26 protein-coding genes, 1 tRNA gene and 1 other RNA gene are annotated in these 22,842 nt (G+C 57.5%); 14 read left to right on the top strand and 14 right to left on the bottom strand.

Features of this window, described 5'->3' with window-relative positions; all coding sequences use genetic code 11:
* Positions 1-7: 7 nt before the first annotated feature.
* The 7 genes from rplI (at position 8) to F8A88_RS04060 (ending at position 7,001) form a co-directional block, all read left to right on the top strand.
* Positions 8-556 (top strand): 50S ribosomal protein L9, encoded by a 549-nt coding sequence (gene rplI / locus F8A88_RS04090; protein WP_151149811.1) that lies wholly within the window; start codon positions 8-10, stop codon positions 554-556.
* Positions 528-1,973 (top strand): replicative DNA helicase, encoded by a 1,446-nt coding sequence (gene dnaB / locus F8A88_RS04085; RefSeq protein ID WP_151149810.1) that lies wholly within the window; start codon positions 528-530, stop codon positions 1,971-1,973. Before rplI ends, dnaB begins: the two co-directional genes overlap by 29 nt.
* 26 nt (positions 1,974-1,999) lie before the next feature.
* Complete coding sequence (locus F8A88_RS04080) at positions 2,000-3,289, top strand: phenylacetate--CoA ligase family protein (protein ID WP_151149809.1); 1,290 nt, start codon at positions 2,000-2,002, stop codon at positions 3,287-3,289.
* A 3-nt stretch (positions 3,290-3,292) separates the two neighbouring features.
* Positions 3,293-3,790 carry a DUF456 domain-containing protein gene (locus tag F8A88_RS04075; RefSeq protein ID WP_151149808.1) on the top strand — a complete coding sequence of 166 codons (498 nt, stop codon included), beginning with the start codon at positions 3,293-3,295 and terminating at the stop codon, positions 3,788-3,790.
* A 128-nt stretch (positions 3,791-3,918) separates the two neighbouring features.
* A complete protein-coding gene (gene thrC, locus F8A88_RS04070) occupies positions 3,919-5,334 on the top strand; it encodes a threonine synthase (protein ID WP_241667332.1) in 1,416 nt (471 codons plus the stop codon).
* Positions 5,335-5,340: 6 nt separating this feature from the next.
* A complete protein-coding gene (locus F8A88_RS04065) occupies positions 5,341-6,081 on the top strand; it encodes a TlyA family RNA methyltransferase (RefSeq protein WP_241667331.1) in 741 nt (246 codons plus the stop codon).
* Between the two features lie 38 nt (positions 6,082-6,119).
* Positions 6,120-7,001 (top strand): DMT family transporter, encoded by an 882-nt coding sequence (locus F8A88_RS04060; RefSeq protein ID WP_151149806.1) that lies wholly within the window; start codon positions 6,120-6,122, stop codon positions 6,999-7,001.
* On the opposite strand, the gene F8A88_RS04055 is transcribed toward F8A88_RS04060, so the two are convergent.
* Both F8A88_RS04055 and F8A88_RS04050 read right to left on the bottom strand, forming a co-directional pair.
* Positions 6,998-7,624, bottom strand: coding sequence for a flagellar brake domain-containing protein (locus F8A88_RS04055; RefSeq protein ID WP_161598334.1), 627 nt, complete (start codon positions 7,622-7,624; stop codon positions 6,998-7,000). The two genes, F8A88_RS04060 and F8A88_RS04055, sit on opposite strands and share 4 nt — an antisense overlap.
* Before the next feature lies 1 nt (position 7,625).
* Positions 7,626-8,438 carry a rhodanese-like domain-containing protein gene (locus F8A88_RS04050; RefSeq protein ID WP_151149804.1) on the bottom strand — a complete coding sequence of 271 codons (813 nt, stop codon included), beginning with the start codon at positions 8,436-8,438 and terminating at the stop codon, positions 7,626-7,628.
* Positions 8,439-8,537: 99 nt separating this feature from the next.
* On the opposite strand from F8A88_RS04050, the gene F8A88_RS04045 reads away from it, so the two are divergent.
* Both F8A88_RS04045 and F8A88_RS04040 read left to right on the top strand, forming a co-directional pair.
* A complete protein-coding gene (locus F8A88_RS04045) occupies positions 8,538-8,999 on the top strand; it encodes a rhodanese-like domain-containing protein (RefSeq protein WP_151149803.1) in 462 nt (153 codons plus the stop codon).
* The gene (locus F8A88_RS04040) at positions 8,996-9,427 is read left to right on the top strand and encodes a MauE/DoxX family redox-associated membrane protein (protein ID WP_161598333.1); all 432 of its coding nucleotides are present in this window, start codon (positions 8,996-8,998) and stop codon (positions 9,425-9,427) included. Before F8A88_RS04045 ends, F8A88_RS04040 begins: the two co-directional genes overlap by 4 nt.
* Here F8A88_RS04040 and F8A88_RS04035 read toward each other — a convergent pair.
* The 3 genes from F8A88_RS04035 to F8A88_RS04025 form a co-directional block, all read right to left on the bottom strand.
* A complete protein-coding gene (locus tag F8A88_RS04035; protein WP_151149801.1) occupies positions 9,398-10,093 on the bottom strand; it encodes an energy-coupling factor transporter transmembrane component T family protein in 696 nt (231 codons plus the stop codon). The two genes, F8A88_RS04040 and F8A88_RS04035, sit on opposite strands and share 30 nt — an antisense overlap.
* Before the next feature lie 2 nt (positions 10,094-10,095).
* On the bottom strand, positions 10,096-10,833 hold the full coding sequence (locus tag F8A88_RS04030) for an energy-coupling factor ABC transporter ATP-binding protein (protein WP_338325278.1): 738 nt from the start codon (positions 10,831-10,833) through the stop codon (positions 10,096-10,098).
* Positions 10,834-10,944: 111 nt separating this feature from the next.
* On the bottom strand, positions 10,945-12,183 hold the full coding sequence (locus tag F8A88_RS04025; protein ID WP_151149800.1) for an OmpP1/FadL family transporter: 1,239 nt from the start codon (positions 12,181-12,183) through the stop codon (positions 10,945-10,947).
* A 294-nt stretch (positions 12,184-12,477) separates the two neighbouring features.
* Between F8A88_RS04025 and F8A88_RS04020 the strand changes: the two genes are divergently transcribed.
* The gene (locus F8A88_RS04020) at positions 12,478-12,936 is read left to right on the top strand and encodes a hypothetical protein (RefSeq protein WP_151149799.1); all 459 of its coding nucleotides are present in this window, start codon (positions 12,478-12,480) and stop codon (positions 12,934-12,936) included.
* 136 nt (positions 12,937-13,072) lie between these two features.
* A complete protein-coding gene (locus F8A88_RS04015) occupies positions 13,073-13,219 on the top strand; it encodes a hypothetical protein (RefSeq protein ID WP_194163266.1) in 147 nt (48 codons plus the stop codon).
* A gap of 69 nt (positions 13,220-13,288) precedes the next feature.
* Here F8A88_RS04015 and F8A88_RS04010 read toward each other — a convergent pair whose 3' ends face one another.
* The 6 genes from F8A88_RS04010 to F8A88_RS03985 all read right to left on the bottom strand — a co-directional run bounded on the left by F8A88_RS04010 (position 13,289) and on the right by F8A88_RS03985 (position 17,249).
* On the bottom strand, positions 13,289-14,038 hold the full coding sequence (locus F8A88_RS04010) for a DUF4198 domain-containing protein (RefSeq protein ID WP_151149798.1): 750 nt from the start codon (positions 14,036-14,038) through the stop codon (positions 13,289-13,291).
* 120 nt (positions 14,039-14,158) lie between these two features.
* Entirely contained in the window at positions 14,159-15,079 is a 921-nt protein-coding gene (locus F8A88_RS04005; protein ID WP_151149797.1) for a bile acid:sodium symporter family protein, read from the bottom strand.
* A 67-nt stretch (positions 15,080-15,146) separates the two neighbouring features.
* Positions 15,147-15,242, bottom strand: an RNA gene (gene ffs, locus F8A88_RS04000) — signal recognition particle sRNA small type.
* 116 nt (positions 15,243-15,358) lie between these two features.
* Positions 15,359-15,450: transfer RNA gene (locus tag F8A88_RS03995), tRNA-Ser, on the bottom strand.
* Positions 15,451-15,537: 87 nt separating this feature from the next.
* Positions 15,538-16,455 carry a dihydroorotate dehydrogenase gene (locus tag F8A88_RS03990; RefSeq protein WP_151149796.1) on the bottom strand — a complete coding sequence of 306 codons (918 nt, stop codon included), beginning with the start codon at positions 16,453-16,455 and terminating at the stop codon, positions 15,538-15,540.
* Between the two features lie 11 nt (positions 16,456-16,466).
* Complete coding sequence (locus F8A88_RS03985; RefSeq protein ID WP_151149795.1) at positions 16,467-17,249, bottom strand: iron-sulfur cluster-binding protein; 783 nt, start codon at positions 17,247-17,249, stop codon at positions 16,467-16,469.
* Between the two features lie 49 nt (positions 17,250-17,298).
* Between F8A88_RS03985 and F8A88_RS03980 the strand changes: the two genes are divergently transcribed.
* From F8A88_RS03980 to fsa, 3 genes are all read left to right on the top strand, one after another.
* Positions 17,299-19,254: a U32 family peptidase gene (locus tag F8A88_RS03980; RefSeq protein ID WP_241667330.1), complete on the top strand. Its 1,956-nt coding sequence runs from the start codon at positions 17,299-17,301 to the stop codon at positions 19,252-19,254.
* Between the two features lie 2 nt (positions 19,255-19,256).
* Positions 19,257-20,135, top strand: coding sequence for a carbohydrate kinase family protein (locus F8A88_RS03975; protein WP_151149793.1), 879 nt, complete (start codon positions 19,257-19,259; stop codon positions 20,133-20,135).
* A 139-nt stretch (positions 20,136-20,274) separates the two neighbouring features.
* Entirely contained in the window at positions 20,275-20,919 is a 645-nt protein-coding gene (gene fsa, locus F8A88_RS03970) for a fructose-6-phosphate aldolase (RefSeq protein ID WP_151149792.1), read from the top strand.
* Positions 20,920-20,978: 59 nt separating this feature from the next.
* Here fsa and F8A88_RS03965 read toward each other — a convergent pair whose 3' ends face one another.
* From F8A88_RS03965 to F8A88_RS03955, 3 genes are read right to left on the bottom strand one after another with little or no spacing between them, the layout of a single operon-like run.
* Entirely contained in the window at positions 20,979-21,650 is a 672-nt protein-coding gene (locus F8A88_RS03965; protein ID WP_151149791.1) for a D-lyxose/D-mannose family sugar isomerase, read from the bottom strand.
* Between the two features lie 27 nt (positions 21,651-21,677).
* Entirely contained in the window at positions 21,678-22,022 is a 345-nt protein-coding gene (locus F8A88_RS03960; RefSeq protein ID WP_151149790.1) for a phenylpyruvate tautomerase MIF-related protein, read from the bottom strand.
* 8 nt (positions 22,023-22,030) lie between these two features.
* Positions 22,031-22,816, bottom strand: a complete 786-nt coding sequence (locus F8A88_RS03955; protein WP_151149789.1) for a PhzF family phenazine biosynthesis protein — start codon at positions 22,814-22,816, stop codon at positions 22,031-22,033.
* Positions 22,817-22,842 lie beyond the last annotated feature (26 nt).

Below are 22,842 nucleotides of genomic sequence, written 5' to 3'. Positions count from 1 at the left end.
GGGAGCCATGAAACTTATTCTTCGTGCTGATGTCGACTCTCTGGGTCGACTCGGAGATGTTGTCACCGTCAAGGCGGGTTATGGCCGCAACTACCTCGTCCCGCAGGGGCTGGCCATGCCTGCTTCCAAAGCAAACGTCAAACAGTTCGAGCTGGAGCGCAAAAAGCTGCAGGTCAAGGCCGACGCACTGCGTGCCGTCGCTCAGGAACTGGCAGAAAAAGTCGCAGCAACCCCGGTTTCCATCGCGGTTCGCGTGGGTGAAGGCGACAAACTCTACGGCGCAGTGACTGCGGCAAACATTGCCGACGCCATGGCCGAAGCCGGAGTCGAGATTGATCGCCGCAAGATCCTGCTCAGCGATCCCATCCGCTCTCTCGGCGAGTTCGATATCGAAATCAAGCTGCACCCGGAAGTTCGTGGCGAACTCAAGCTGGCCGTTGTCAAACACGGCCAGCCCGCAGACGAAGAGCCTGTGGAAGAGACCGCCGAAGAAGCTCCGGTTGCCGAAGAAGCCGAAGCTACCGCCGATGCCGAAGCAGAATCCGCAGAGGCATAAAGGCCAAAGCCGCAATTCACACTCGGAGGAAGCCCTGAACAGGGCTTCCTCCGACTTATTACGCAAAGTCCCCCCCAGCAACCTCGAGGCTGAGCAATCCGTTCTTGGCGGTGTTTTCCAATCTCCCACCATGTTCAGTTCATTGGTGGAGATTCTTGAACCGGACCATTTCTACTCTCCGGCACACAAGACAATTTTCGAAGCATTTACCGAACTCTACCGGACCAGCAAGCCCATCGACCTGATCACGGTCAGCGACTACCTGAACAGCCGTGGAGAACTGGATACCATCGGCGGCCCGGTCTACTTGGCCGAAATTGCCGACTCGGTCATCAGTGCGGCCAATGCGGAGTACCACGCCACCATCGTGCGGGACAAATCCATCCTGCGCCAACTCATCGATATTTCCGGCGGCATCATCAGCAACTGCTACGAAGCCGAAGACGTGGACACGCTCCTGAGCGAATCCGAAAAGGAAATATTCCGCATTGCGCAGGCCAAGTCCGCCACCAACATGCTTGCCAGCGACAAGCTGGTGATCAAGGTTTTCGAAGAGCTGCAGACCAAATTCGAAAACAAGTCCGCAATCACGGGCATACCCACCGGATACAACGATTTTGACAGCATGACTGCCGGCTTGCAGAATTCCGACCTGATCATCATTGCCGGACGCCCTTCCATGGGTAAAACCGCCTTTGCGCTCAACATAGCCCTCCGTGCCGGAGCTCGGGCCGAAGTCCCGACGGCCGTATTCTCGCTGGAAATGTCCATGGAACAGCTCATGACACGCCTGCTGGCCGTGCAAAGCCATGTCCATTTGAGCAACCTGCGTACCGGCTATCTGGACGATCAGGATTGGGCCGCGCTGTACGATGCTGCGGACGTGCTTTCCCACGCCCCCATTTTCATTGACGACACTCCGGCGCTCTCCACGTTGGAGCTTCAGGCCAAATGCCGCCGCCTCAAGGCTGAACACGGCTTGGGGCTTATCGTGGTCGACTATCTGCAACTCATGCGCTCCAGCGCCCGGACCGATTCGCGCGAGCAGGAAATCTCCGACATTTCCCGCAGCCTCAAGGCCATGGCCAAAGAACTCAACGTTCCGGTCATCGCCCTTTCGCAGCTCAACCGCAAGGTCGAAGAACGCACGGACAAGACGCCCATGATGTCCGACCTGCGAGAATCCGGCGCAATCGAACAGGATGCGGACATCATTATTTTCCTCTACCGCGACGCCGCCTACAACAAGAGTGAAGACAACCCGCGCAAGAACGAAGCCGACATCATCATCGGCAAGCAGCGTAACGGCCCCACCGGCACCTGCACCCTGTTCTTCAAGAAGGAGTGCACTCTCTTCGGCAATCTGGACAGCACGCCATACCCGTCGGAATTCACGGGCGGCCAGCAGAACGAATAACAATTCCCAACTCTCAAGGGGCAGCAATGTTCTATCATCCGGAAGAATCCCTCCAGCGCTCCGAACTGGACCAACTCCAGACCGAACGCCTCAAGGCAGTCGTCGAAAACGCCCGCAAATCTCCTTTCTACGCCGAACGACTGAAAGGATTCGACACCCGAGAAATCTCCACCCCTGCCGATATCGTCAAACTGCCCTTTACCACCAAGGACGACCTGCGCTCGCAATATCCCTACGGCCTGCTGACCCGGCCTCTGGACGAATTTGTGCGGCTGCATGCATCTTCCGGGACAACAGGCAGCCCCACCGCAATTTTCTATACCCAAAAGGACATCGACACCTGGGCTGATCTCATGGCCCGCTCCATGCACACGGCAGGCATACGCAAATCCGACGTGCTGCAAAATATGTCCGGCTACGGGCTGTTCACCGGAGGACTGGGAATCCACAACGGTTCCGAACGCCTGGGCTGCCTGACAATCCCGGCAGGCGCGGGCAACACACGCCGCCAGATCAAACTCATCCGTGACTTCAACGTCACCGTGCTGCACATCATCCCCTCCTTCGCCCTGTATTTCGCCCAAAAGGTACGCGAGGAAGGCTTTGATCCCAAAGACATGCCGTGGCGCATCGCATTGATCGGTGCGGAGCCGCACACCGAGGAAACCCGCCAGCGCATTGAAGAGCTCATGCACATCAAGGCCTACAACTCATACGGACTTTCCGAAATGAACGGTCCGGGGGTAGCCTTCGAGTGTACGGAACAGAGCGGCATGCACGTATGGGAAGATGCCTATATCCCTGAAATCATAGATCCAGTCACAGGTGAGCACGTTGCCGAAGGGGAAATCGGCGAACTGGTCATGACCACCCTGCGGCGCGATGGCATGCCCATCATCCGCTACCGCACCCGGGACCTGACCCGGTTCATTCCCGGCGAATGTGCCTGTGGCCGCAAGCACCGCCGCATCGACCGCATTGCCGGCCGGGCGGATGACATGCTCATCGTCAAGGGCGTAAACATTTACCCCATGCAGATAGAACAGGTGCTCATGAGCATGCCCGAGGTTGGCCAGAACTACCTCATCGAACTGTTCCATGAAGGCTTCATGGACCAGATTCGCATCAAGGTCGAAATCAAGGACCAATTCTTCGTGGAAGATATGCGCGCACTGCAAAACCTGCAAAAATCCATTGCCTCGCGCCTGTGCAGCGAGATTCTGGTCACGCCCCGGGTGGAACTGGTCATGCACGATTCCATCCCCAAGGCAGAAGGCAAGGCCGTACGCGTGGTGGACCTCAGGGACAAGGAGTAAGTCATGGAATATGTCTGGGCAGGATTGGTCATCTTCCTGCTTGTGGCCTCGCAGGCCCTGCAGATATTCAGCGGACCGGCCAACTGGGTTGCCGTCGTTCTGATAGCCATTTGGAAGTGGCTGTCTCCGGAATCCATGACCTGGGCCTTTGTGGCGGTCATGGCCGGCATAGCCCTGACCGGCGAAATCATGGAATTCCTTCTCCAGTCATGGGGAGCGAAAAAGTATGGAGCAGGTCGACTTGGCAACATTGCCGGCATCATCGGCGCCATTGTCGGGGCCATTCTGGGCGCCCCCCTGCTGTTCGGCCTCGGCGCATTGCCCGGAGCACTGGCCGGAGCCTATCTGGGCTGCCTTGTCGCGGAACTGCGGGGCAAAAGCTTTGCCGAGGCCAGGCACGCAGCCAAGGGCGCCTTCTGGGGCAAAGCTTTCGGCTTCACGCTCAAGACAACCCTCGGGGCCATCATCGTGGTCATGTCCATACCCAAAATCTGGCCCTGAGAACGACTTGGGACTTGCACAGGCCCCCTGCTTCACGATACCCCGAAAAAGGCACACCAGCCCGGATTGACATAACTTCAGCAAAAAAAACGGTGCAATCTATGACTTTCCCTTCCTATCGCGGAACAATGGAATATTTCTGCCTCGGCTGTGGCAAGCGCTATCCCGCCAACGAATTGTATTACACCTGCCCGGAATGCGGCGGCGTTTTCCTGCTGGACAACCTTGATTTCGATACGCTCAAGCAGACTCCGGGCCACGAATGGCGCGCCATATTCGACCAGCGTGCAGCCACGAAAAACACGGCCCTGCGAGGCATTTTCCGTTTTTACGAACTCATGGCCCCGGTGCTGGAGCAGGAAGATATCGTCTACCTTGGCGAAGGCAACACCCCGACCATCGAGTCCAGCCCTGCCCTGCGCGCGGAAACCGGATTGCACACCGCATACAAGAACGACGGCCAGAACCCGAGCGCATCGTTTAAGGACCGCGGCATGGCCTGCGCCTTCAGCTACCTGCGCTCCCTGATTCGTGCCAACGACTGGGATCAGATCCTCACGGTCTGCGCGTCCACGGGCGACACGTCCGCCGCGGCAGCCCTGTATGCATCCTATGCGGGCGACGCCATCAAATCCGTGGTCATCCTGCCGCAAGGCAAGGTCACCGCCGCCCAACTGTCCCAGCCGCTGGGCTCCGGCGCAACCGTGCTGGAAGTCCCCGGCGTTTTCGACGACTGCATGAAGGTCGTGGAACACCTTGCGGATAACTACCGCGTGGCTCTGCTCAACTCCAAAAACGCATGGCGCATCCTCGGGCAGGAATCCTATGCCTATGAAGTGGCGCAGTGGTTCGATTGGGACATGGCCGGAAAATGCATTTTCGTGCCCATCGGCAACGCCGGAAACATCACCGCCATCATGGCCGGTTTTCTGAAGCTGCACGATCTGGGCATCATCGACACCGTGCCGCGCATCTTCGGAGTGCAGTCCCACCACGCAGACCCAGTGTACCGCTACTATGCGGCGGACAGCGGACAGCGAAAATTCGAGCCTGTGGCCGTGACGCCGAGCGTTGCCCAGGCCGCCATGATCGGCAACCCGGTCTCCTTCCCTCGCGTACGCCATTTTGCGGAACGCTTCGAGGCCGTGGGCGGAAAACATTCCTTCCAGGTCATCCAGGTCACGGAACAGATGATCATGGACGCCATGATTCAGGCAAACCGCAATGGACACATTGCCTGCACGCAGGGTGGCGAATCCCTTGCCGGGGCCAAGCGCGCCAAGGAACTGGGCCTTGTGGACGAAAACGAGCTGTGCATCCTCGACTCCACCGCCCACCATCTGAAATTCGTGGACTTCCAGACCATGTATTTTGAAGACAGCTTCCCCGCCGAATTTGAGGTTTCGCCCGACCGTTCACTGGCCAACGCCCCGGAACTGGTCATCGATCCCGAAGAAAAGGAACGCCTTTCGGCTGCAGAATACACGACGGCCACGGCCGAACGGGTCGTTGCCAAACTCGGGCTGCAAACACGCTCGAGGTAAAGCCACGTGCCGAAAAAACGGGCTGACCAACTCATGGCCGAGCAGGGCCTTGCCGAAAGCCGGGAAAAGGCCAAACGCCTGATCATGGCGGGCAAGGCCCACTACATGCACAAGGGCCAAAAGATTCCCGTGGCTAAACCGGGACAACAATTTCCCGAAGACACGGAATTCGTGGCCGCACAGGATAACCGGTTTGTGAGCCGCGGCGCGTTCAAGCTGCTCACGGCGCTGGAACATTTCAACATCGATTGCTCGGGCATGGTTTGTCTGGATGCGGGGGCATCCACGGGCGGGTTCACTGACTGCCTGCTGCAGCACGGCGCCGTGCGGGTCTATGCCGCCGATGTGGGTTACGGCCAGCTCCACGAAAAGCTGCGCACGGACGAACGGGTCATCAACCTTGAACGTACCAATATCCGCCACGCAGAGCCGGACCTGATTCCCGAAACCGTGAACATGGTCGTGGCCGACGTCTCCTTCATCTCCCTGACCAAGATACTGCCTGCGTGCATGCAGTTCCTTGCTGCGGACGGACATGTGGTCTGCCTGATAAAACCGCAATTCGAGCTCGGCCCCGGCCAAACGGACAAAGGCGTGGTGCGAGACGAATCTCTGCGGCAGCAGGCCGTGCAGATCATAACGAATTTCTGCGAGCAAGAATTGGGATTGTTCACTGTGGACGTTGAGCCGTCGCGCATCAAGGGCCCCAAAGGCAATCAGGAATATCTCGCCTATTTCCGGCGCTGAACAATGCCCGGACAAACAAAAGGAACAAAGGCTCGCAAATGATCCAGGGACTTGCGTACTCGGTCATTTCGGCCATTTCCTTCGGCATGCTGGTCATATTCGTCAAGCTCGGCTACCGGCTTGGGCTGGATGCGGTCACCATGCTCCAGTATCGCTTCACCTTCGGCGTGACCATCCTGTTCCTGTGGCTACTGTTCAGGGCTCCCGACCAGCTCCGGGCCAAACGCAAGACTGTTTTTCGCTGCGGACTCATCGGAATATTCATCTATCCGCTGCAATCCATATGCTTCGCTTCTGCGGCCAAATACATTCCGGCCTCGACCACGGCCCTCATTCTCTATTTCTATCCGGTAGCCGTGACACTGCTCTCAGCTCTTTTTTTCGGCATGCGCATTGACCGCACGGTTGTGGTGTCGCTCATGCTGGTGTTGGGAGGATGCACGCTGGTCTTTTACGATGCCTTCCTGCAACAGATGAATCCCACGGGCATAGCCCTCGCATTCGGAGCCATGGCCACCTTTTCCGTCTATCTCATCGTGGTTCAGGCACTGCTCAGGGACGAACAGCCCCTGCGCGCCACACTGTACGTGCTGCTCTTCGCTTGCATCACCTACAACGTCGCAGGCGGGCCGCAAGCGTACTCGCAACTCACCCTGCAAACCATGCCCATAGCTTTTGGACTCGGACTGATCGCCTGTGTGTTTGCAGTAACGTTCCTGTACCTTGCCATCGAAAAGGTCGGCAGTGCCTATGCTTCCATTTTTTCAAGCATCGAACCGGTTGCAACCCTTGCGGCTGCGGCACTGCTGCTGGAAGAAAACGTGGTATTGCTGCAAGTGGGCGGGGCGGCACTGATCGTTGCCGGAATTGTACTCCCCAATCTGCAGCTGCTGCGCGCCGGAAAAGCCCTGGGCCATTAACCCAGCATCGCCGCCATTCCCTGAAGATACGCATACAGCTTTTCGGGCGGGGCACTCTTGTCGTCGGGAAACGACAGGCCCAATGTCAAAAGGCCGTCCCTTTTGCCAATGCTGGCGATTGTGGCACGAAAAGGCTGACTCTCTCCATCGATGAACTGAAAAGCACCCTTTACGTGATCACCTTTTTTTAAATCCGGTTTTTCCATAGTTCCGGCATCAAGTCTGCAATGACACCCGCCCTTGCTGATATCCACGGTCACGCCTTTCCACTGGGAATCCCCTTTGCTGATCAACGTCGCCAAACGGCACTCCATACGTTTTTCTTTCCGCAACTCATGACGATCAAGCCGCTGAGGATAGCGGACGAACATGAGGGAAAACGGTGTGGCTTGGTAGGCGATCACTTCGGTCCTGAAACCCACGAGACTGCCCTGTTCCAAAAAACGCAACTCAACGGGACTATCCGGCTCCAGACGATTTCTGATCCCCGGAACCAGCGGCACCCGGACCACTACGTATTCATCCGGCATCAACCCGATGAACCGGCAATTCATGCGTTCCCTGTCCTCGGGAAATTCAAGAATCATCTTGGAATACAATTCAATATCAAACGAAGACTTCACGTCATTCTCCCAAAACATCCATGCGGCGGCCCAAGAGCTTGAGGTGAGCCAGTTCCTCGCGCGCCAAAACGCCAAACAGATCCCGAGCATCCTCCCGTGTCATCTGACGCATACACCGCTGGTAGTAATCACAGGCTTGCGCCTCCATCATCATGGCCAGTTGCAGGACGCCCTGAGGCCCCTCAAACGCACCAGCGTGCTCGTTGAGAAAGTCTTCGATGACCACCCCGCCTTCGCCCAGACCTTTTTCGTCCGAGGCAATCAATTCCGCCTGCGCTCCTCCGAAACGGGAATGAAGCGTCTCCAGAACCGACATGTGTTTTTCCTCAAAACCAGCCAATTCTTCATACGCCGCTTTTTCTCCGGCATCTTTTGCTTGCGCGGCTTGCAGTATGTAAAAATCCTGTAAAACCTTTTCCATGGCATGGGCTTTCACAACGATTGCAACAGGGGCCTCCTGTCCACTGAAAACGCCCAGCCCCAAATCCATGGGGCCGAACGCGACATGCCCCTCCCAGGCCGACATGCCTCCGAGCATATTCACGATCCGCGAATATCCCACACCCGCAAGCAATTTAGCCGCGGCCATGCTCCGTGCCCCGGTACGGCAATAGACCACCACAGGCTCGACCATCGTTTCATTTTCCAGATGCTCCGCCAATACGGGCAAAGGAAGCAGACGCGCACCGGGAAGGTGGGCATCCTCATATTCCCAGGGCTGCCGAACATCCAGCAATGTGTAGCGTCCTGTTGTACGGGCGGAAAAAAACTTCCTCACGCCATCAACAGTCAGATTCTCGATCCCGTGGTCCATCAGGCCTCCAAAAAATGAAGTTGCCAATCAGATTGCGGTCCAGTAGTTGTAACGTATTCCGACCGGTTATACCAAGCAAATGCTGTACAACACACAATTATGATCAAAACACTACTCAAGGAAACCATTCTCGTAATGGGCCTGTCGCTCGTTTTTGCAGCAGGTTCATACGCTGTGCGTCCGCACGGTTTTCCGCAGGTGAACCGCCCCACGGCAATAAAACTGCCCGAAAGCGTCACCACGCTGGATGCGAAACAGGCCAAGGCCGCCCATGAGTGCGAACACAACCTGTTCGTGGACAGTCGGAATTCGTTCGATTTCGACCTGGGGCACATTCCGGGCGCAATCAACATTCCGTTGGACGAAGCAATCACGGACGACTCCGTGCTAGACACCCTGCCAAAGCAGAAAAGGCTTGTGGTTTATTGCAGCAACATCAAATGCCAATGGGCCGAAAAACTGGCATCCCTGTTGGATAAAAAAGGCTATACCACATACGTCTTCCCCGGCGGATACAAGGAATGGACGAAACAGGGATGGGCAACGGAGGGCGCGCAATGAAAATATTGAACATGGTGCCACGCATTGTCGTCGGCCTGCTACTCATGTACGCCTCTACGGAAAAACTCATGAATCCGGATGCCTTTGCGGTTTCCGTGGCCAATTACGACCTGTTGCCCACAGCATTGGTCGGTCCGGTTGCGCTCTGGCTTCCGTGGCTTGAAATGCTCACCGGCATTCTGCTGGTTGCGGGACGCTTCACCATGGGAGCGGCAACAACGGCCGCCACGCTCATGATGGTCTTTTCCGCTGCCGTGGGAATAAGCTATCTGCGTGGGCTGGACATCAACTGCGGTTGTTTTTCGCTGAATCCGGAAAGCGTGGCCGACATGCGTCTGGTGCTGCTCCGGGATCTCGGCCTGCTGGCCCTCTGCGTAATTGCCCTGACCCGGGCCGTATCAGAGCAGAAAAAGGCAGCATCCGCCTAGACATATCCCAAAAAGAAAAAACACATCGCGAACCCGGAAGGAAAGAGGGTACGCCCAGGCCTCGGGTCGCCCCAGTCCGCGGGCACTGACGCCCAGGGCGCTCTCCCATGTCTTGCCGGCCATAATGCGCATGACCATGCCGGGCAACACCCGCATCCTGAGCCAAAACCCCAGACGGGCGCGGCGCAACTTCAGGGTTTGCCCGGCTTTTTGCATCACTTCAATAGTCATCGGAATAAAATGAATCATCAGGGCCAACGACAACCCGAAACGCCAACTGCGCTGCGTGCCCAAAGGCCTGAGCGCCCAGCAAAAGGCCCGACCGATCTGACGGGCAGAAGTGGATTCCGAAAGCACAAGGCCCAGATGCAGCAAAACCAATAACCGAATTCCGAAAAAAGCGGCGTCGCCGAACACGGCCATTGGCGGCAAACCGTCCCACAGACCGAACGCGGCCTTGAGCAATGACCAAAAAGCAGCAAAAATTGTGAATGCCCGGGTCATGCGCCGGGCCTGCGGGCTGATTCCAAGAATCCAAACCGCCAAATACCCCACGATACAGGCACACAACAGCACCCCGTACACTCCGGTGTGCCACAGCCCCACCCCGAAGACGAGCACCCCGAATATTTTCACGCGCGGGTCAGCCTGTCGCAGCCAGTCCATGCCTACCACTCTTCCCCATGGGTCACGCTACGGTTCAGCACCCAACTGCACGGAGGCCGCACCCCGAATGAAGCGACTCGGCCCAAGACATCAGCGGGCACGCCTTCCAGCACCAGTGTGCCCTTTTCCAAAACGGCCAGCCTGTCCGCCATATCCACAAACGCCTCGAGATCGTGGGCTGCAAGAACCTGCGTAATGCCTTGTTGCCTGTTGGCATCGATCAATGCGCGCATTTCTCGAACCGAAGGATAATCCAAACCGCTGAAGGGCTCGTCCAGCAGTAAAACCCGCGGCCTGTCAAGCGCTGCGCCAGCAAGGCACAGTTTTTTCTTCATGCCCCACGATAACGAATGCACCGGCGCGGCCCAGACATCCCCCAGCCCAAAACGATCGGCAATATCCCGTGCCCTGATTCCGGCATCAGCTTCAGCCTCTCTGCCCAGCAGCAAATCTTCTTCAACGGTTGCGCCAACAATTTGCAGGTCCGCGTCCTGCATTACCAGACGAACCCGCTGTTCATTGCCGGCTCCGTTTTCCAAAAACTCCCCCCCGGACACGAGCACGCTGCCCTGCCGAGGGGTCAGAAGTCCGGCCATGATCGCAAGCACAGTGGATTTTCCGCTTCCGTTGGCGCCCACAAGACCCAGCAGCTGTCCGGGCTTTACGGACAGGCTGATGCCCGAAAGTACGTCCACTCCCCGAGAATACCCATATGAAAGGTCATTCAAATGAATCATCATGTCTCCTGCGGTTCCGGCAATTGACCAGTGGGCATGCCCTTGTGTCAACAAAAACGCAGGGACTTCCCTTTTCCGGAAAGCCCCTGCGTTTTTTGAATATGGCGACTTGACCTAGAATGCGTAGGAAAAACTCACACCGCCAAGCCAGGCATGGCTGTTGCTTATTTCCGTGTCATACACGCCTTTGGCCAGGTTGGCATCGATATGCCTTCCGAGCATATCCAGATACATGAGCGAAAGGTCCACGGACCACGCGGAATCGGAATACGAATAACCAGCCGAATACATGACCCTGTCGTTGGAGGGCAGCATGTAATCTTCATAGCCTTTCTGGATCGGGCTTTCGTCCAGAACGATACCGGCACGAATCGTATGGTGGTCGGCCACATCCCATTCCGCACCAAGCTGATAGCGCCATACATCATTCCAATACTTGTCGGAATCGATATCCGAGCTCAGGCTACCAAATGCCTGCAAGGCCGTGGCATCCCCAAATCGATACTCGATTTTTTTGTAGTCACTCCAGTTGGTATAAATGGCATCCACTTCCACGCGAAATGTATCCGTGAACTTGTAGGCAAACCCCATGCTTACGCTACCGGGCAAGGTGGCGCGCATGGTCAGGTCTTCGGTCAGACCGGAATCAATAAGTTTGGATTCGCCACTGCCCACAAGACGCTGCGGGGCGCGGTACATAAGGCCGACAGCCGCCTTGTCCGTTATTTCATAACGCGTGGAAACGTTCCAACCCCAAGCCCACCCATGGTTGTCCAGATGAAAATCCGAATCACCGGTAGGAGCCAGAGGACTGGTGTACTGACGCAGGTCAAAGGAAAGATACATACAGTCCAGAGCAGCCCCAACGGACCAATCGTCGTTGATCTTGTAGGCCACGGCCGGACTCAGGGAATAGGACTCAAGGCTGGCCTTGTAGACATTGTAACGGCCCGCCCAGTCGTTGTCATAATTGGTGCCCACACCAAAACGGGTATACGCGCCAAAACCGACCCAAAAATCATCATTGAGCTGGTGGGTCAAATACATGTGCGGCGGTGTATACACCTTGTGCGCGGTATCGTATGTTTCACCACCGATTTCAAGACTGGCGGACGGGGCAATCAGCGTCATGCCAACCTGGGTCTGCGTACCTTCTAGCTGGGTCATGCCCGCAGGGTTGTAGGCAATGGCGGAAGGTTCATCCGCCAGGGCGATCAACGCCCCGCCCATACCGTTGGCCCGGTTGCTCCATTCATACAGACCAAAACCGGCCGCGTCGGCTTTGGTAACCCCCATCAACGAAACCATGCACAGCACGGCCAGGGCACAAAAGGCCCCCAAAATATTTTTCATTTATCCCCCTTCGTATCCACCGCAGCAACGTACATTCACCAAATGTCGCTCCGTCTTCGCCTTCTTCGGAACCCTGTTCGAAGAACAATGAAAACGGCGCCCTCTCAATGCGCCGCGGAATTTCGTTTCGTTAACATATTGCAACAAAAAGTAAATCAAAAAAAACAATATGTTATTAAAACAAAGGTTTAAAATGCCGGTTTCAAAACAGCGGAAATGTTAAAAAACGTCAGACGGCACGATAATCGCAATATCAACTTCATACGGAAAATCATTCCCGCATGGAGTTACGCGATGAAGCCCAAATTGGATGCCAAGGAAAAAGGCTTTTACGGAATAATGATAATCGGCGCTGCAGCCGGACTGCTGGAAGGCACGCTGGCTCACGGATTTTCCCTGCGCTACGTGTTTCCCGGTGCAGTGCTGACTCTTTGCGCCGCTTTCCTGGGAGGCTTTGGAGGCTTTCTGTCCAAGGACCTCATGCGGATCAGTCGCGGGTTGAAGCCGTATCGCGGCGTCAACAACGACGGCATGATGCTCGGATCATTCATGGGCACACTGCTCGGCACACTGGCACAGATCGCCGGGAGCGCAAACGGCGCAAACATCCTCATCGGCTCCATGGTCGGCAGCGCCATGGGGGCATGGCTGGGGGCCATGTCCGACGATTTCGTTTCCCCGATGCTTGCCCTGCTCGAATCTCCGACATCCTCATCCGCCAAAAAGAAAATGGAGGGGGAGTGCTCCCGATAAAAATGGTTATTGCGCATGGACATCCTCGTAACACTGGTGTAAATATCGTATTCACCTATTTAAACGAGGAGAATTGCCATGTGTGACCATTGCGGTTGCGGTCCCGGCCATGAAACCAAGTTCCAGAAAATGAAACGTGAACTGGGTCAGGACGACCACCATCACCATGATCATGACCACGAACATGATCATGACCACCATCATCACCACGACCACGACCATGACCACGATCATGATCACGGCCACCACCATCATCACCACCACGATTAAAATTTTTCGGTGATGCAAAAAAACGGCCCGTCCTCGCAAGAGGACGGGCCGTTTGCTTTTCCTGATTTACCGGACAGACAAATTACTTCATGTCCAACCAGATGACGGCGCCAAGCTCAAGTTCACGGCCCTTGTATTCTTCCGGGGCCGTGGTCAAAGCGGCGAACCCCCACCACCCCTTCCACGGGCAGGCAAACGTGAATACGCCATTCTGGTCCGCCATTACTTCCTGCGTGACCATACGATCGTTGGGAGCCTTGCGCTGGCCGTCCTTATTGTAAAATTCAACTTCCACACGGGTATGTGCAGCGGGCTTGCCTTCAAAAAGTACCTGTCCCTGAAACACGTTACCGGCATAGTTGCCGAACGGACGGGTCAGGGGCACGATTTCCGTGCGCAGGCCCAACGGCTTCATCCAGTTCTCACCTTCGCCGTAGGCGTCCACATACACCTTGGTCAAATGCTGAATGTAGTTGTTTTCTGCATCTTCCTTGTAGGGATGGGGGACCATGGCAAAAGCATACAGTCCCGGAGCCTTGGGCGTGTATTGCGCCTTCCACGCCGTATGTCCCATGACGGATGCCTTTTGCAGCCCTGCCAAAAGATCGGTTTCAGCCTCGCCATCGGCGACCACGAAAAACCGCTCCGGCTTGACCAGCTCCATGCCATTTCCCTCGAAAGGATGAGAAAAACTCAGGACAAGATTAATGTCTCGCTTGGCCTGCGTAACCTCGTCCGTATCAGGAACCAGCATGCCGAAATGCGCAAACGCGCTGGACGCAATGAAGGCAAAAAGGACCGCAACAGCCAATGATACCGTAACCCGTTTCATGAAGACCTCCCTCAAATTCAGTATAAGAAAACATTCTCAATAGAACTAAGTGAATACTATTGCAGAAAAGGTGACACAGGTCAAGTATGGAACGTCAAAAATGAGGGCTCAAAATCACGATCAGGAGTCGGAACGACGCCAGTAACTGGCAAGAGAAACGCCGGTGACATTGTGCCACAGGCTGAACAACGCACCGGGCAGCGCGCTGGCTGCGGAAAAAAAGGAACTGGCAAGGGCCACGCCCAATCCGGAATTCTGCATGCCCACCTCAATGGCCATGGTCCGGGCGTCGCGCTTGTCGCACCCAGCCATGCGCGCGGCAAGGTATCCGGCTCCCAGCCCAAACACATTGTGCAGAGCCACGGCCGCAAACACCAGCAAGGGGAAAGCCAGCAGGCTGTCTTTGTTAAGGCCGATGATACAGGCGATCAGCAGGGAAATGACAACGATAGATACGGACGGGAACCAGTGCAGCACGGGATCGAGTCGTTTGCGCAGCAGCCGCCGCAGGATCAGGCCGTCCAGCAGCGGGAAAACAACAATCCAGAAGACCGAATCCATCATACCCCAGAAATCTATGGATATCTGCCTGTCTAGAACAACATAAATGACCAGCGGCGTAAATATGGGCGCAAGGGCCGTGGAGGCAAGGGTCATGGTCACGGAAAGCGGCACGTTGGCCCGGGCAATGTAGGCGATCACGTTGGAAGCCGTGCCGCCCGGGCACGCACCAACAACGACCATGCCAACCATGGCGGCCTCGGGCAGATCCAGCATGATGGAAATGCCCACGGCGAGCAGCGGCATGATGGTGTATTGCAGGATCATGCCCAACCCCACCAGCTTCCACTTGCGCAGAATGTCCCGAAAATCACCGAAATCGAGGGTCAGCCCCATGCCGAACATGATAATGCCCAGCCCCAACGGGATATGCGGCCTGATCCACGTGAACAGCTCGGGACGCCACAACGCCAGCAGGGAAAGGACACAGGCAATGGGGAGGAAGCCGCGCTCGATCAGTATGGGGATCATGCGAATCATGAAACAATCCGTGGATGAGTTTGACGCGGGCTGGATCAAAAAAACAGGGACGCTCCGAAGAGCGCCCCTGTGAGGGAAACCGGACACCCGATAGCAACCGCTACCGCTGCTCCCTTTCGGGCCTGACGGGGTTTACAGCGCTACCGCCGCCCGGCTTCCCTCCCGGCCCTGCCGTTGCAGAGGGAAGATGCTTGTAGCCCAGCAGGCAAGAGTCGTCAAGCCTGAGGTGCAAAATGAAAAAGGGTCAGACCGGAAAGCCTGACCCTTTTGAATTCTCTGTGGCGGAGAGGAGAGGATTTGAACCTCCGGTGGCCGTGAAGCCACACACGCTTTCCAGGCGTGCTCCTTAAGCCGGACTCGGACACCTCTCCGCGTTGGGAGTTGTGTATTTAGCGAAAACGCGCATCAGTGGCAAGCGTTAATTGCCCAAAAGGCGCATTTTTTCCAAGATTCCGATTTTACAGGGGAAGGACAAGGCTCCCCCGGTACTCGTCCAGACTCTCCACGCCCATGTCCGAGAGCAGCGCGGCCATGTCGTCCGCAAGGGAAAACGCAAAATCCGGACGCAAGAAATTGGCGGTTCCCACCTGCACGGCGTGCGCACCCACAAGGATGAATTCCAGCGCGTCCTCGGCCGAGGCAATGCCGCCGAGCCCCACCACGGGCACGTCCACGGCGCGGCAGACCTGATGCACACAGCGCAGGGCCACGGGCTTGATGGCCGGACCGGAAAGGCCGGCCACCACGTTGGCGATGCGCGGCCTGCGGTTGCGCGCATCCACGGCCATGCCCAACAAGGTGTTGATGAGCGAAAGACTGTCCGCCCCGCCGTCCACGGCCGCCCTGGCGCATTCCACGATATCCGTGACATTGGGCGAAAGCTTGACCATGACCGGAGTATTCCCGGCCCGTTTCTTGACCGACTCGGTCACGCGGGCGATCTGGGACGGATCCTGCCCAAAGGCCGCCCCGCCCTCCTTGACGTTGGGGCACGACACGTTGACCTCAAGCGCGTGCACGCCCTCTTCCGCAGCCAGAATACCGGCCAGCTCGCCGAACTCGTCCGCGTCGCAGGCATACAGGTTGGCCACCACGGCCACGTCCACGCGTTTGAGCGAAGGCAGGATGGAGCGCACGAAATATTCCACGCCCGGATTCTGGATGCCGATGGCGTTGAGCATGCCGCAGGGAGTCTCGGCAATACGCGGCATGGGGTTGCCCTCGCGGGGTTTGAGCGAAAGTCCCTTGACGCAGATGCCGCCCAGTTTTTCCAGATCGCCATAGGGCGCGAACTCCAGACCGTTGCCGAACGTGCCCGAGGCCGTCATGACCGGATTTCGGAGTTGCAGGCCGCCCACAGAAACATTCATATCCATATCGTCGTCTCCTACAGTTCGACCTTGTCGGCCCAGAAAATCGGCCCCTTGGTGCACACCTGCGTATGGTGCCCCTTTTCATCCTTGCACACGCAACCAAGGCAGGCGCCAACGCCGCAGGCCATGCGGTTTTCCAGCGAGACCTGCAAACGTGCGCCGTGCTCCAGCGCAAAACGCTGTGCGGTCTTCATGAACGGCGTGGGACCGCAACAAAGCACCAGCCCGCCGTCAGCATATTCCCTGATCAACGCGCCCATCTGGTCGATAATACCCGCAAGGTCCTCGGGCTGCGCTTCCAGCATGTTCTGCCCCTGCGCTTTTTGGGTCATGGCCGCATAGGGGTAACATTCCAGCGGCATGCGGTGGGCAAAAAACAACTTCAGATTCTCCGGCGCGGCGTGGCGCTCGATGTAGCCGCAAAACGGGGCAATGCCGATGCCCCCGGCCAGCATGAGCGTGGGCGTTTCCGGTTCCACGGCAAACGAATTGCCCAGCGGCCCCCATATGGTGACATCCTCGCCCGGGAGCACCTGCGAAAGGCGCTCCGTGCCGCGCCCCACGCGCTGCACGAACAGGGTCAGACTTTTCTCATCGCCCCGGCAAATGGAAAACGGACGTCCCCAGACCAGTTCCGGCCCCCACGAAACAGGCCGAACCATGACGAACTGTCCCGGCTTCCAGCCGCCCCAACCCGGATACTCGAGAACAAGCTCGAAAAAATCCCCGGGTCTTTTTGATTGACCAACGGGGACAACATCCAATACCTTCACGTTCCGGCAATCTCTTAACGACATGGTACCATCCAATACAATGAATAAAGATACACGATTCAAACCGGAGATTATGGCTCCGGCAGGCGACGTCTCTTCCTACCTTGCCGCACTCGCGGCGGGCGCGGACGCGATCTACGTCGGACTCAAGCATTTTTCCGCCCGCATGCAGGCCAAGAATTTCTCCATCGGCGACCTTTCCGCCCTGGCAAGCCTCGGGCGTGAGCGCGGAACAAAGACTTACGTGGCAATGAACACACTGGTCAAGCCCTCGGACCCGGAATCCGCAGGAAGATTGATCCAGCGCCTTGCCCGTTCGGTACGCCCGAACGCGCTCATCGTGCAGGATCTGGCCATGCTGGAACTGGCAAGACAGGCCGGTTTCAAGGGCGAATTGCACATTTCAACGCTGGCCAACGCAACGCATCCGGCGGCACTGGCCGCAGCGGCCCGTTTGGGCGCGAGTCGCGTGGTGCTCCCGCGCGAACTCAACCTCGACGAAGTGCGCGACATGGCCAAGGCCTGCCCCAAGGGCCTGCAACTGGAACTCTTCGTCCACGGTGCGCTCTGTCACTGCGTTTCCGGACGATGTTACTGGAGCAGCTTTCTGGGCGGCAAAAGCGGCCTGCGCGGCCGCTGCGTGCAACCCTGCCGCAGGATGTACCGCCAGGCCAATGCCGACGCCAAGCGCCTCTTTTCCTGCATGGATCTGAGCCTCGACGTGCTGACCAAACCCCTGCTGGACATACCGCAAGTGGGTTCATGGAAAATCGAAGGCCGCAAAAAAGGACCGCATTACGTTTTTTACACGGTCTCGGCCTATCGAATGCTCCGGGACAATCCCAAGGACGCGCAGACCAAAAAGGCCGCCATGGACCTTCTGGAACAGGCGCTCGGCCGCCCTTCCAGCCATTCTGTTTTCCTGCCGCAGCGTCCGTTCACCCCGGTCAAGCCCGAAGACGAAACCAGCTCGGGCCTCATGGTCGGCCAAATCAAACGCGACGGAGCCAAATTCCACTTCGTTTCCCGCGAGGAACTTCTGCCCGGCGACCTGATCCGCGTGGGCTATGAAGACCAGATGGGCCACCGGACCCTGAGCATACGCCGCCGCGTTCCCAAGCGGGGCCGTTTCGACATCCCCCGCCCCAAGGACCCCAAGAAGCCCGCCCCGCGCATCGGAGCCAAGGTGTTTCTTGTGGACCGCAGGGAAAAAGAACTGACAAAAATCATTCGCGAGCTTGAAAACGAGCTGAAAAATCACGCGGCCGCAGAGCCGGTGGAGTCCACGTTCTCGCCCACCATGCCCAAGGGCATGGCACAAAAGAACAAGGCCCGCACCCGTTTGATGCACGTGAACCGCAGCCTGCCCAAAGGACGCATCGAAGGCCGCCCGGCACTGTGGTTGGAACGATCTTCCCTGCAGCGCGTCTCGCGCCAGACAATCCCGCGCACCACGTGGTGGCTGCCGCCCGTGATCTGGCCGGAAGAGGAAATCAAATACCGCAGGCTGCTTCGCGACGCCCAACGCCACGGCGCACAAACGTTCGTGCTCAATTCGCCGTGGCAGGCCGAACTCTTCCGGGACCGCAAGGCCGAACTCATTGCCGGGCCGTACTGCAACGCGGCCAACCATCTGGCATTGGACGCGCTCAAGAAAATGGGTTTTTCCTCGGCCATCATCAGCCCGGAATTGCCCGCCGAAGACGTGATCGCCCTCACCAAACGCACGCCCATGCCGCTGGGCATGGTCGTCAAGGGGCTGTGGCCCTTCGGCATTTCCCGCATTCTGGCTGCCGAGGTCAAGGAGGAAGCCCCCATAAAAAGCCCCATGAACGAAGTGGCCTGGGTCAGAAAATACGGCCAGAACCACTGGATATTCCCGGGCTGGGAAATTGACCTGACCCCGGAAATGCGCAAACTGGAACGAGCCGGAATCCGTACATTCGTGCATCTGCACGAACCGTGGCCCAAGGCCGTGCCCCGTCCCAAACGCACCAGCACGTTCAACTGGAATAACAATCTGTTGTAATCATGGGCACATTCACGGCAGCAGGCATCGGGGAAATCCTCTGGGACATGCTTCCCGGCGAAAGGCAACTGGGCGGCGCGCCCGCCAATTTCGCCTACCATTTCAAGGCGCTGGGCGGTGAAAGCCTGACCATTTCCCGCGTTGGGGACGATGAACCCGGCAAAGCCGCTCTTGCGCAATTGAAAGAGCATGGTCTGGACATCTCCGCCGTGACCGTGGATCCCAATCACATGACCGGTCGAGTGGACGTGCATGTGGATGCAAACGGCGTTGCCAGCTATGAATTCCCGGACGACGTGGCCTGGGACCACATTGAAGCAAATGACGCGGCAACGCGGGCCCTGCCCACGCTCGACGCTGTCTGCTTTGGTACGCTGGCCCAGCGCAGCCCGGTATCGCGCCGCAACATCACGGCCATGCTGCAAGCCCTGCCCCAAAAAACGCTGAAAATATTCGACATAAACCTGCGACAACACTTTTATTCCCAAGAGCTGATCGAATCGTCCCTGCGCATGGCCAACGTGCTCAAAATCAACGACGAGGAACTGGCGATCGTTGGCGGCATGCTGGCCATCCACGGCACGGAACAGGAGCGCATGTCCCGACTGATCGAGCGATTCACCCTCAGACTCGGCGTGCTCACGCGCGGAGAAAACGGCAGCCTGCTCATGACCCCGGACCAAACTTCCGACTTTCCCGGCGTAGCTGCCACGGTCCGCGATACCATCGGCGCCGGGGATTCGTTCTCGGCCGCGCTGGCACTTGGCTGGCTGCAACGACTCCCGCTGGAAGAAATCAACCAGAAGGCCGCACAGGTGGCCGCCCATGTCTGCTCGCAGGCCGGAGCCATGCCCGTCATGCCGGACACCTTGCGCATCTGACCCCTGATTTTCCACTGTTCCCCAAAACGACAAAAGGGTGACCAAAGCCTTTGTTCTTGGTATGGTTGCGACCATACAGGAAAAATCCCGATGAACGGGACATTTTTCTGCCAGCCAACAATGCCGAGGAGGTTGTTACGTGGAATTCTTTCTGGACACGGCCAATATTGATGAAATCCGGGCTGCCCAGCGTCAGGGCCTTGTGGATGGAGTGACCACCAACCCGACCCTGCTCTCCCGCGAAGGCGGCGACTGGCGCAAGCAGGCCAAGCGCATATGCGAAATCGTCTCCGGGCCGGTCAGCCTTGAGGTCGTGGGCACCACCGCCGAAGACATGGTCCGGGAAGCCGAAGACCTTGTCGGCTTCGGACCCAACGTGGTCATCAAGATACCCATGATCGCCGAAGGTCTGGTGGCCGCAAAAACACTTTCCGAAAAAGGTATCAAGACAAACGTCACGCTGGTTTTCTCTGCCATGCAGGCGCTTCTGGCCGCCAAGGCCGGGGCAACCTATGTCAGCCCGTTCGTGGGCAGGCTCGACGCCATCGGGCACGACGGCATGCAGCTCATCGAACAGATCAGGACCATCTTCGACAACTACGAATTCGAGACCAAAATACTGGTGGCCAGCGTGCGCGACCCCATGCACGTGCAGGACAGCGCACTCATCGGCGCGGATGTGGCTACGGTCCCCTACAAGGTCATACAGCAATTCGTAAAGCATCCGCTCACGGATACGGGGCTGGCCCAATTCCTCAAGGATTGGGAACAATTCACCGAATGACAAAAAAAGGGCCCGCCAAATGGCGGGCCCTTTGATTTACGTTGCATGATATTGCTGCGTCACACGTACCGGGGGTAATCCGTACACAGCAGATGCAGCGGGGACTCGTTCTCCTCGATTTCCGGAAAACGCGGCATGGGACGATAAAAACGATTGTCCGTGTTGTCGTCGTTGACCGAGGAGACCTCGCCCACCAGCACCCGGCCCTTGCCCGCCTCGCCGTAGAAACGATGGTACATGCCCTTTTCGAGGGTAATGGACTCGCCGGGTTCAAGGACCACGGTCCCACCGGGTTCCACAACCCGCTCAATGCCGTCCACCATCACGGCCAGCGGCTTGCCCGAGAAACACTCTTCATCATCCGAACCGTTCAGTTCAATGACCAGATTGCCACCGCCACGGTTGATGATGTCTTCCATCTTTGACCAATGAAAATGCATGGGACAAATCTGTCCCTCGCCCACGATCATGATCTTTTCCGCATAGGGCTTGGTGTGTCCGGTGGCGAGGTTGCCGTTGCGCAGGGTAAACAGAATCAGGCCGCGCTCATGGAATTTCCCTTCGCCGTAGTCGGTCAGGTCCCATCCCAACTGGTTGGCAACGACTTCCGTCTGTCCCTTGCCCTTCCAGTCTTTTGGCCCCCAAAAGGCCCACGGCGGCAGCATGAACCTGTGTTCACGGAAAAAAACCTTGGCGTCCGCAATCAATGCGTTGATCTCACTGCGCTTCATGTATCTCGATTTCCTTTTATCCGAATATCAGAATGTTGCCGAATTCCAGCCCATCAGGGGACGGTCAATATCCCCGAACGCGATGTAGACGCGATCCGGCGCAATGGACAGCGCGTCCTCCAGGAAAGCGCACATGACCGCGGAAAACTCAGGGGTCTTTTCTCGCGGCAGCCCGATGCTCTGCAAGGTCACGTACGCCGCAGGGTCGTCCGTGCCGCCAAACATCAGTTCCTTGCCCGGCTCGAACACGGCCATGACATATGCTTCTGGCTTGCCCAGCATGTCCGCAACCAGTGTGGAAAGCCCGCGCACCAGCGTCTGCGTCTGTTCCTTGCCCACGACAACGTTGGTTTCCAGCCTGCAAAACGGCATACGACCTCCTACAGCGTGATGCTTCCGGTCATGTAGGTCACGGCGCGCCCCGCGATCTTGATGCGATCGCCCGCGTTTTCGCAACGGATATCGCCGCCGCGCTCAGAAGCCTGATGCGCATACAGGGAATCCCTGCCCAGCCGCTCTGCCCAAAAGGGAACCAGACCGCAATGGGCCGAGCCCGTGACCGGGTCCTCGAATATGCTTGCACCCGGGCTGAATACGCGGGAAACAAAATCATGATCCTCCCCCGGGGCCGTGCAAATCAGGCACACGCCGTCGAGTTGGGACACAAGCTGGGCATCCGGTTTCAAACCGCGGACATCCTGCTCGGAGGCATACAGGGCCATCATGTCCCTGCGGTTGGCGTACAAGGCCTCCGGCCGTGCGCCAAGCGCCTTGGTCACCCGCTCAGTGACCTGAATTTCCTTTACGGGCCAGGCCGGAATGTCCATGGAATACATACCGTCTTCGTCACGGTCCACGAACAGCCGTCCGCTCTTGGTCACGAAAACCACGGCAGGATCTTCATACCCCATGTGTGCGCACAGGACATGTGCGCTGGCCATGGTCGCATGGCCGCACAAATCGATTTCGAATTCCGGCGTAAACCACCGCAATTCGAAATACTCGCCCTTGCGCACGAAAAAAGCGGTTTCCGAAAGGTTGTTCTCCCGGGCGATGTTCTGCATGAGGTCATCGCTCAGCCACTCGTACAGCGGAACCACGGCGGCAGGATTGCCATGAAAGACCCTTTCGGCAAAAGCATCGACCTGAAAGATATCCAGCTTCATTGAGTCCTCCGGTTGCGGGTGTTGTG

The sequence above is a fragment of the Pseudodesulfovibrio senegalensis genome (genome assembly GCF_008830225.1).
Lineage (GTDB): Bacteria > Desulfobacterota > Desulfovibrionia > Desulfovibrionales > Desulfovibrionaceae > Pseudodesulfovibrio > Pseudodesulfovibrio senegalensis.
Note: the sequence above shows the minus strand (reverse complement) of the source record. Positions and strands in the feature narration are given on the sequence as shown.

What these genes read in the sequence shown, in the direction of transcription:
- F8A88_RS03985 (WP_151149795.1), bottom strand. Translation starts at nt 17,249, where the DNA reads ATGTCGTTAAGAGATTGCCGGAACGTGAAGGTATTGGATGTTGTCCCC.
- F8A88_RS04005 (WP_151149797.1), bottom strand. Translation starts at nt 15,079, where the DNA reads ATGATTCGCATGATCCCCATACTGATCGAGCGCGGCTTCCTCCCCATT.
- F8A88_RS04080 (WP_151149809.1), top strand. Translation starts at nt 2,000, where the DNA reads ATGTTCTATCATCCGGAAGAATCCCTCCAGCGCTCCGAACTGGACCAA.
- F8A88_RS04040 (WP_161598333.1), top strand. Translation starts at nt 8,996, where the DNA reads ATGAAAATATTGAACATGGTGCCACGCATTGTCGTCGGCCTGCTACTC.
- rplI (WP_151149811.1), top strand. Translation starts at nt 8, where the DNA reads ATGAAACTTATTCTTCGTGCTGATGTCGACTCTCTGGGTCGACTCGGA.
- F8A88_RS04035 (WP_151149801.1), bottom strand. Translation starts at nt 10,093, where the DNA reads ATGGACTGGCTGCGACAGGCTGACCCGCGCGTGAAAATATTCGGGGTG.
- F8A88_RS04075 (WP_151149808.1), top strand. Translation starts at nt 3,293, where the DNA reads ATGGAATATGTCTGGGCAGGATTGGTCATCTTCCTGCTTGTGGCCTCG.
- F8A88_RS03960 (WP_151149790.1), bottom strand. Translation starts at nt 22,022, where the DNA reads ATGCCGTTTTGCAGGCTGGAAACCAACGTTGTCGTGGGCAAGGAACAG.
- F8A88_RS04045 (WP_151149803.1), top strand. Translation starts at nt 8,538, where the DNA reads ATGATCAAAACACTACTCAAGGAAACCATTCTCGTAATGGGCCTGTCG.
- F8A88_RS03955 (WP_151149789.1), bottom strand. Translation starts at nt 22,816, where the DNA reads ATGAAGCTGGATATCTTTCAGGTCGATGCTTTTGCCGAAAGGGTCTTT.
- F8A88_RS04050 (WP_151149804.1), bottom strand. Translation starts at nt 8,438, where the DNA reads ATGGACCACGGGATCGAGAATCTGACTGTTGATGGCGTGAGGAAGTTT.
- F8A88_RS03975 (WP_151149793.1), top strand. Translation starts at nt 19,257, where the DNA reads ATGGGCACATTCACGGCAGCAGGCATCGGGGAAATCCTCTGGGACATG.
- F8A88_RS03990 (WP_151149796.1), bottom strand. Translation starts at nt 16,455, where the DNA reads ATGGATATGAATGTTTCTGTGGGCGGCCTGCAACTCCGAAATCCGGTC.
- F8A88_RS04020 (WP_151149799.1), top strand. Translation starts at nt 12,478, where the DNA reads ATGAAGCCCAAATTGGATGCCAAGGAAAAAGGCTTTTACGGAATAATG.
- F8A88_RS04025 (WP_151149800.1), bottom strand. Translation starts at nt 12,183, where the DNA reads ATGAAAAATATTTTGGGGGCCTTTTGTGCCCTGGCCGTGCTGTGCATG.
- thrC (WP_241667332.1), top strand. Translation starts at nt 3,919, where the DNA reads ATGGAATATTTCTGCCTCGGCTGTGGCAAGCGCTATCCCGCCAACGAA.
- F8A88_RS04030 (WP_338325278.1), bottom strand. Translation starts at nt 10,833, where the DNA reads ATGATGATTCATTTGAATGACCTTTCATATGGGTATTCTCGGGGAGTG.
- F8A88_RS04060 (WP_151149806.1), top strand. Translation starts at nt 6,120, where the DNA reads ATGATCCAGGGACTTGCGTACTCGGTCATTTCGGCCATTTCCTTCGGC.
- F8A88_RS04010 (WP_151149798.1), bottom strand. Translation starts at nt 14,038, where the DNA reads ATGAAACGGGTTACGGTATCATTGGCTGTTGCGGTCCTTTTTGCCTTC.
- dnaB (WP_151149810.1), top strand. Translation starts at nt 528, where the DNA reads ATGCCGAAGCAGAATCCGCAGAGGCATAAAGGCCAAAGCCGCAATTCA.
- F8A88_RS03980 (WP_241667330.1), top strand. Translation starts at nt 17,299, where the DNA reads ATGGCTCCGGCAGGCGACGTCTCTTCCTACCTTGCCGCACTCGCGGCG.
- F8A88_RS03965 (WP_151149791.1), bottom strand. Translation starts at nt 21,650, where the DNA reads ATGAAGCGCAGTGAGATCAACGCATTGATTGCGGACGCCAAGGTTTTT.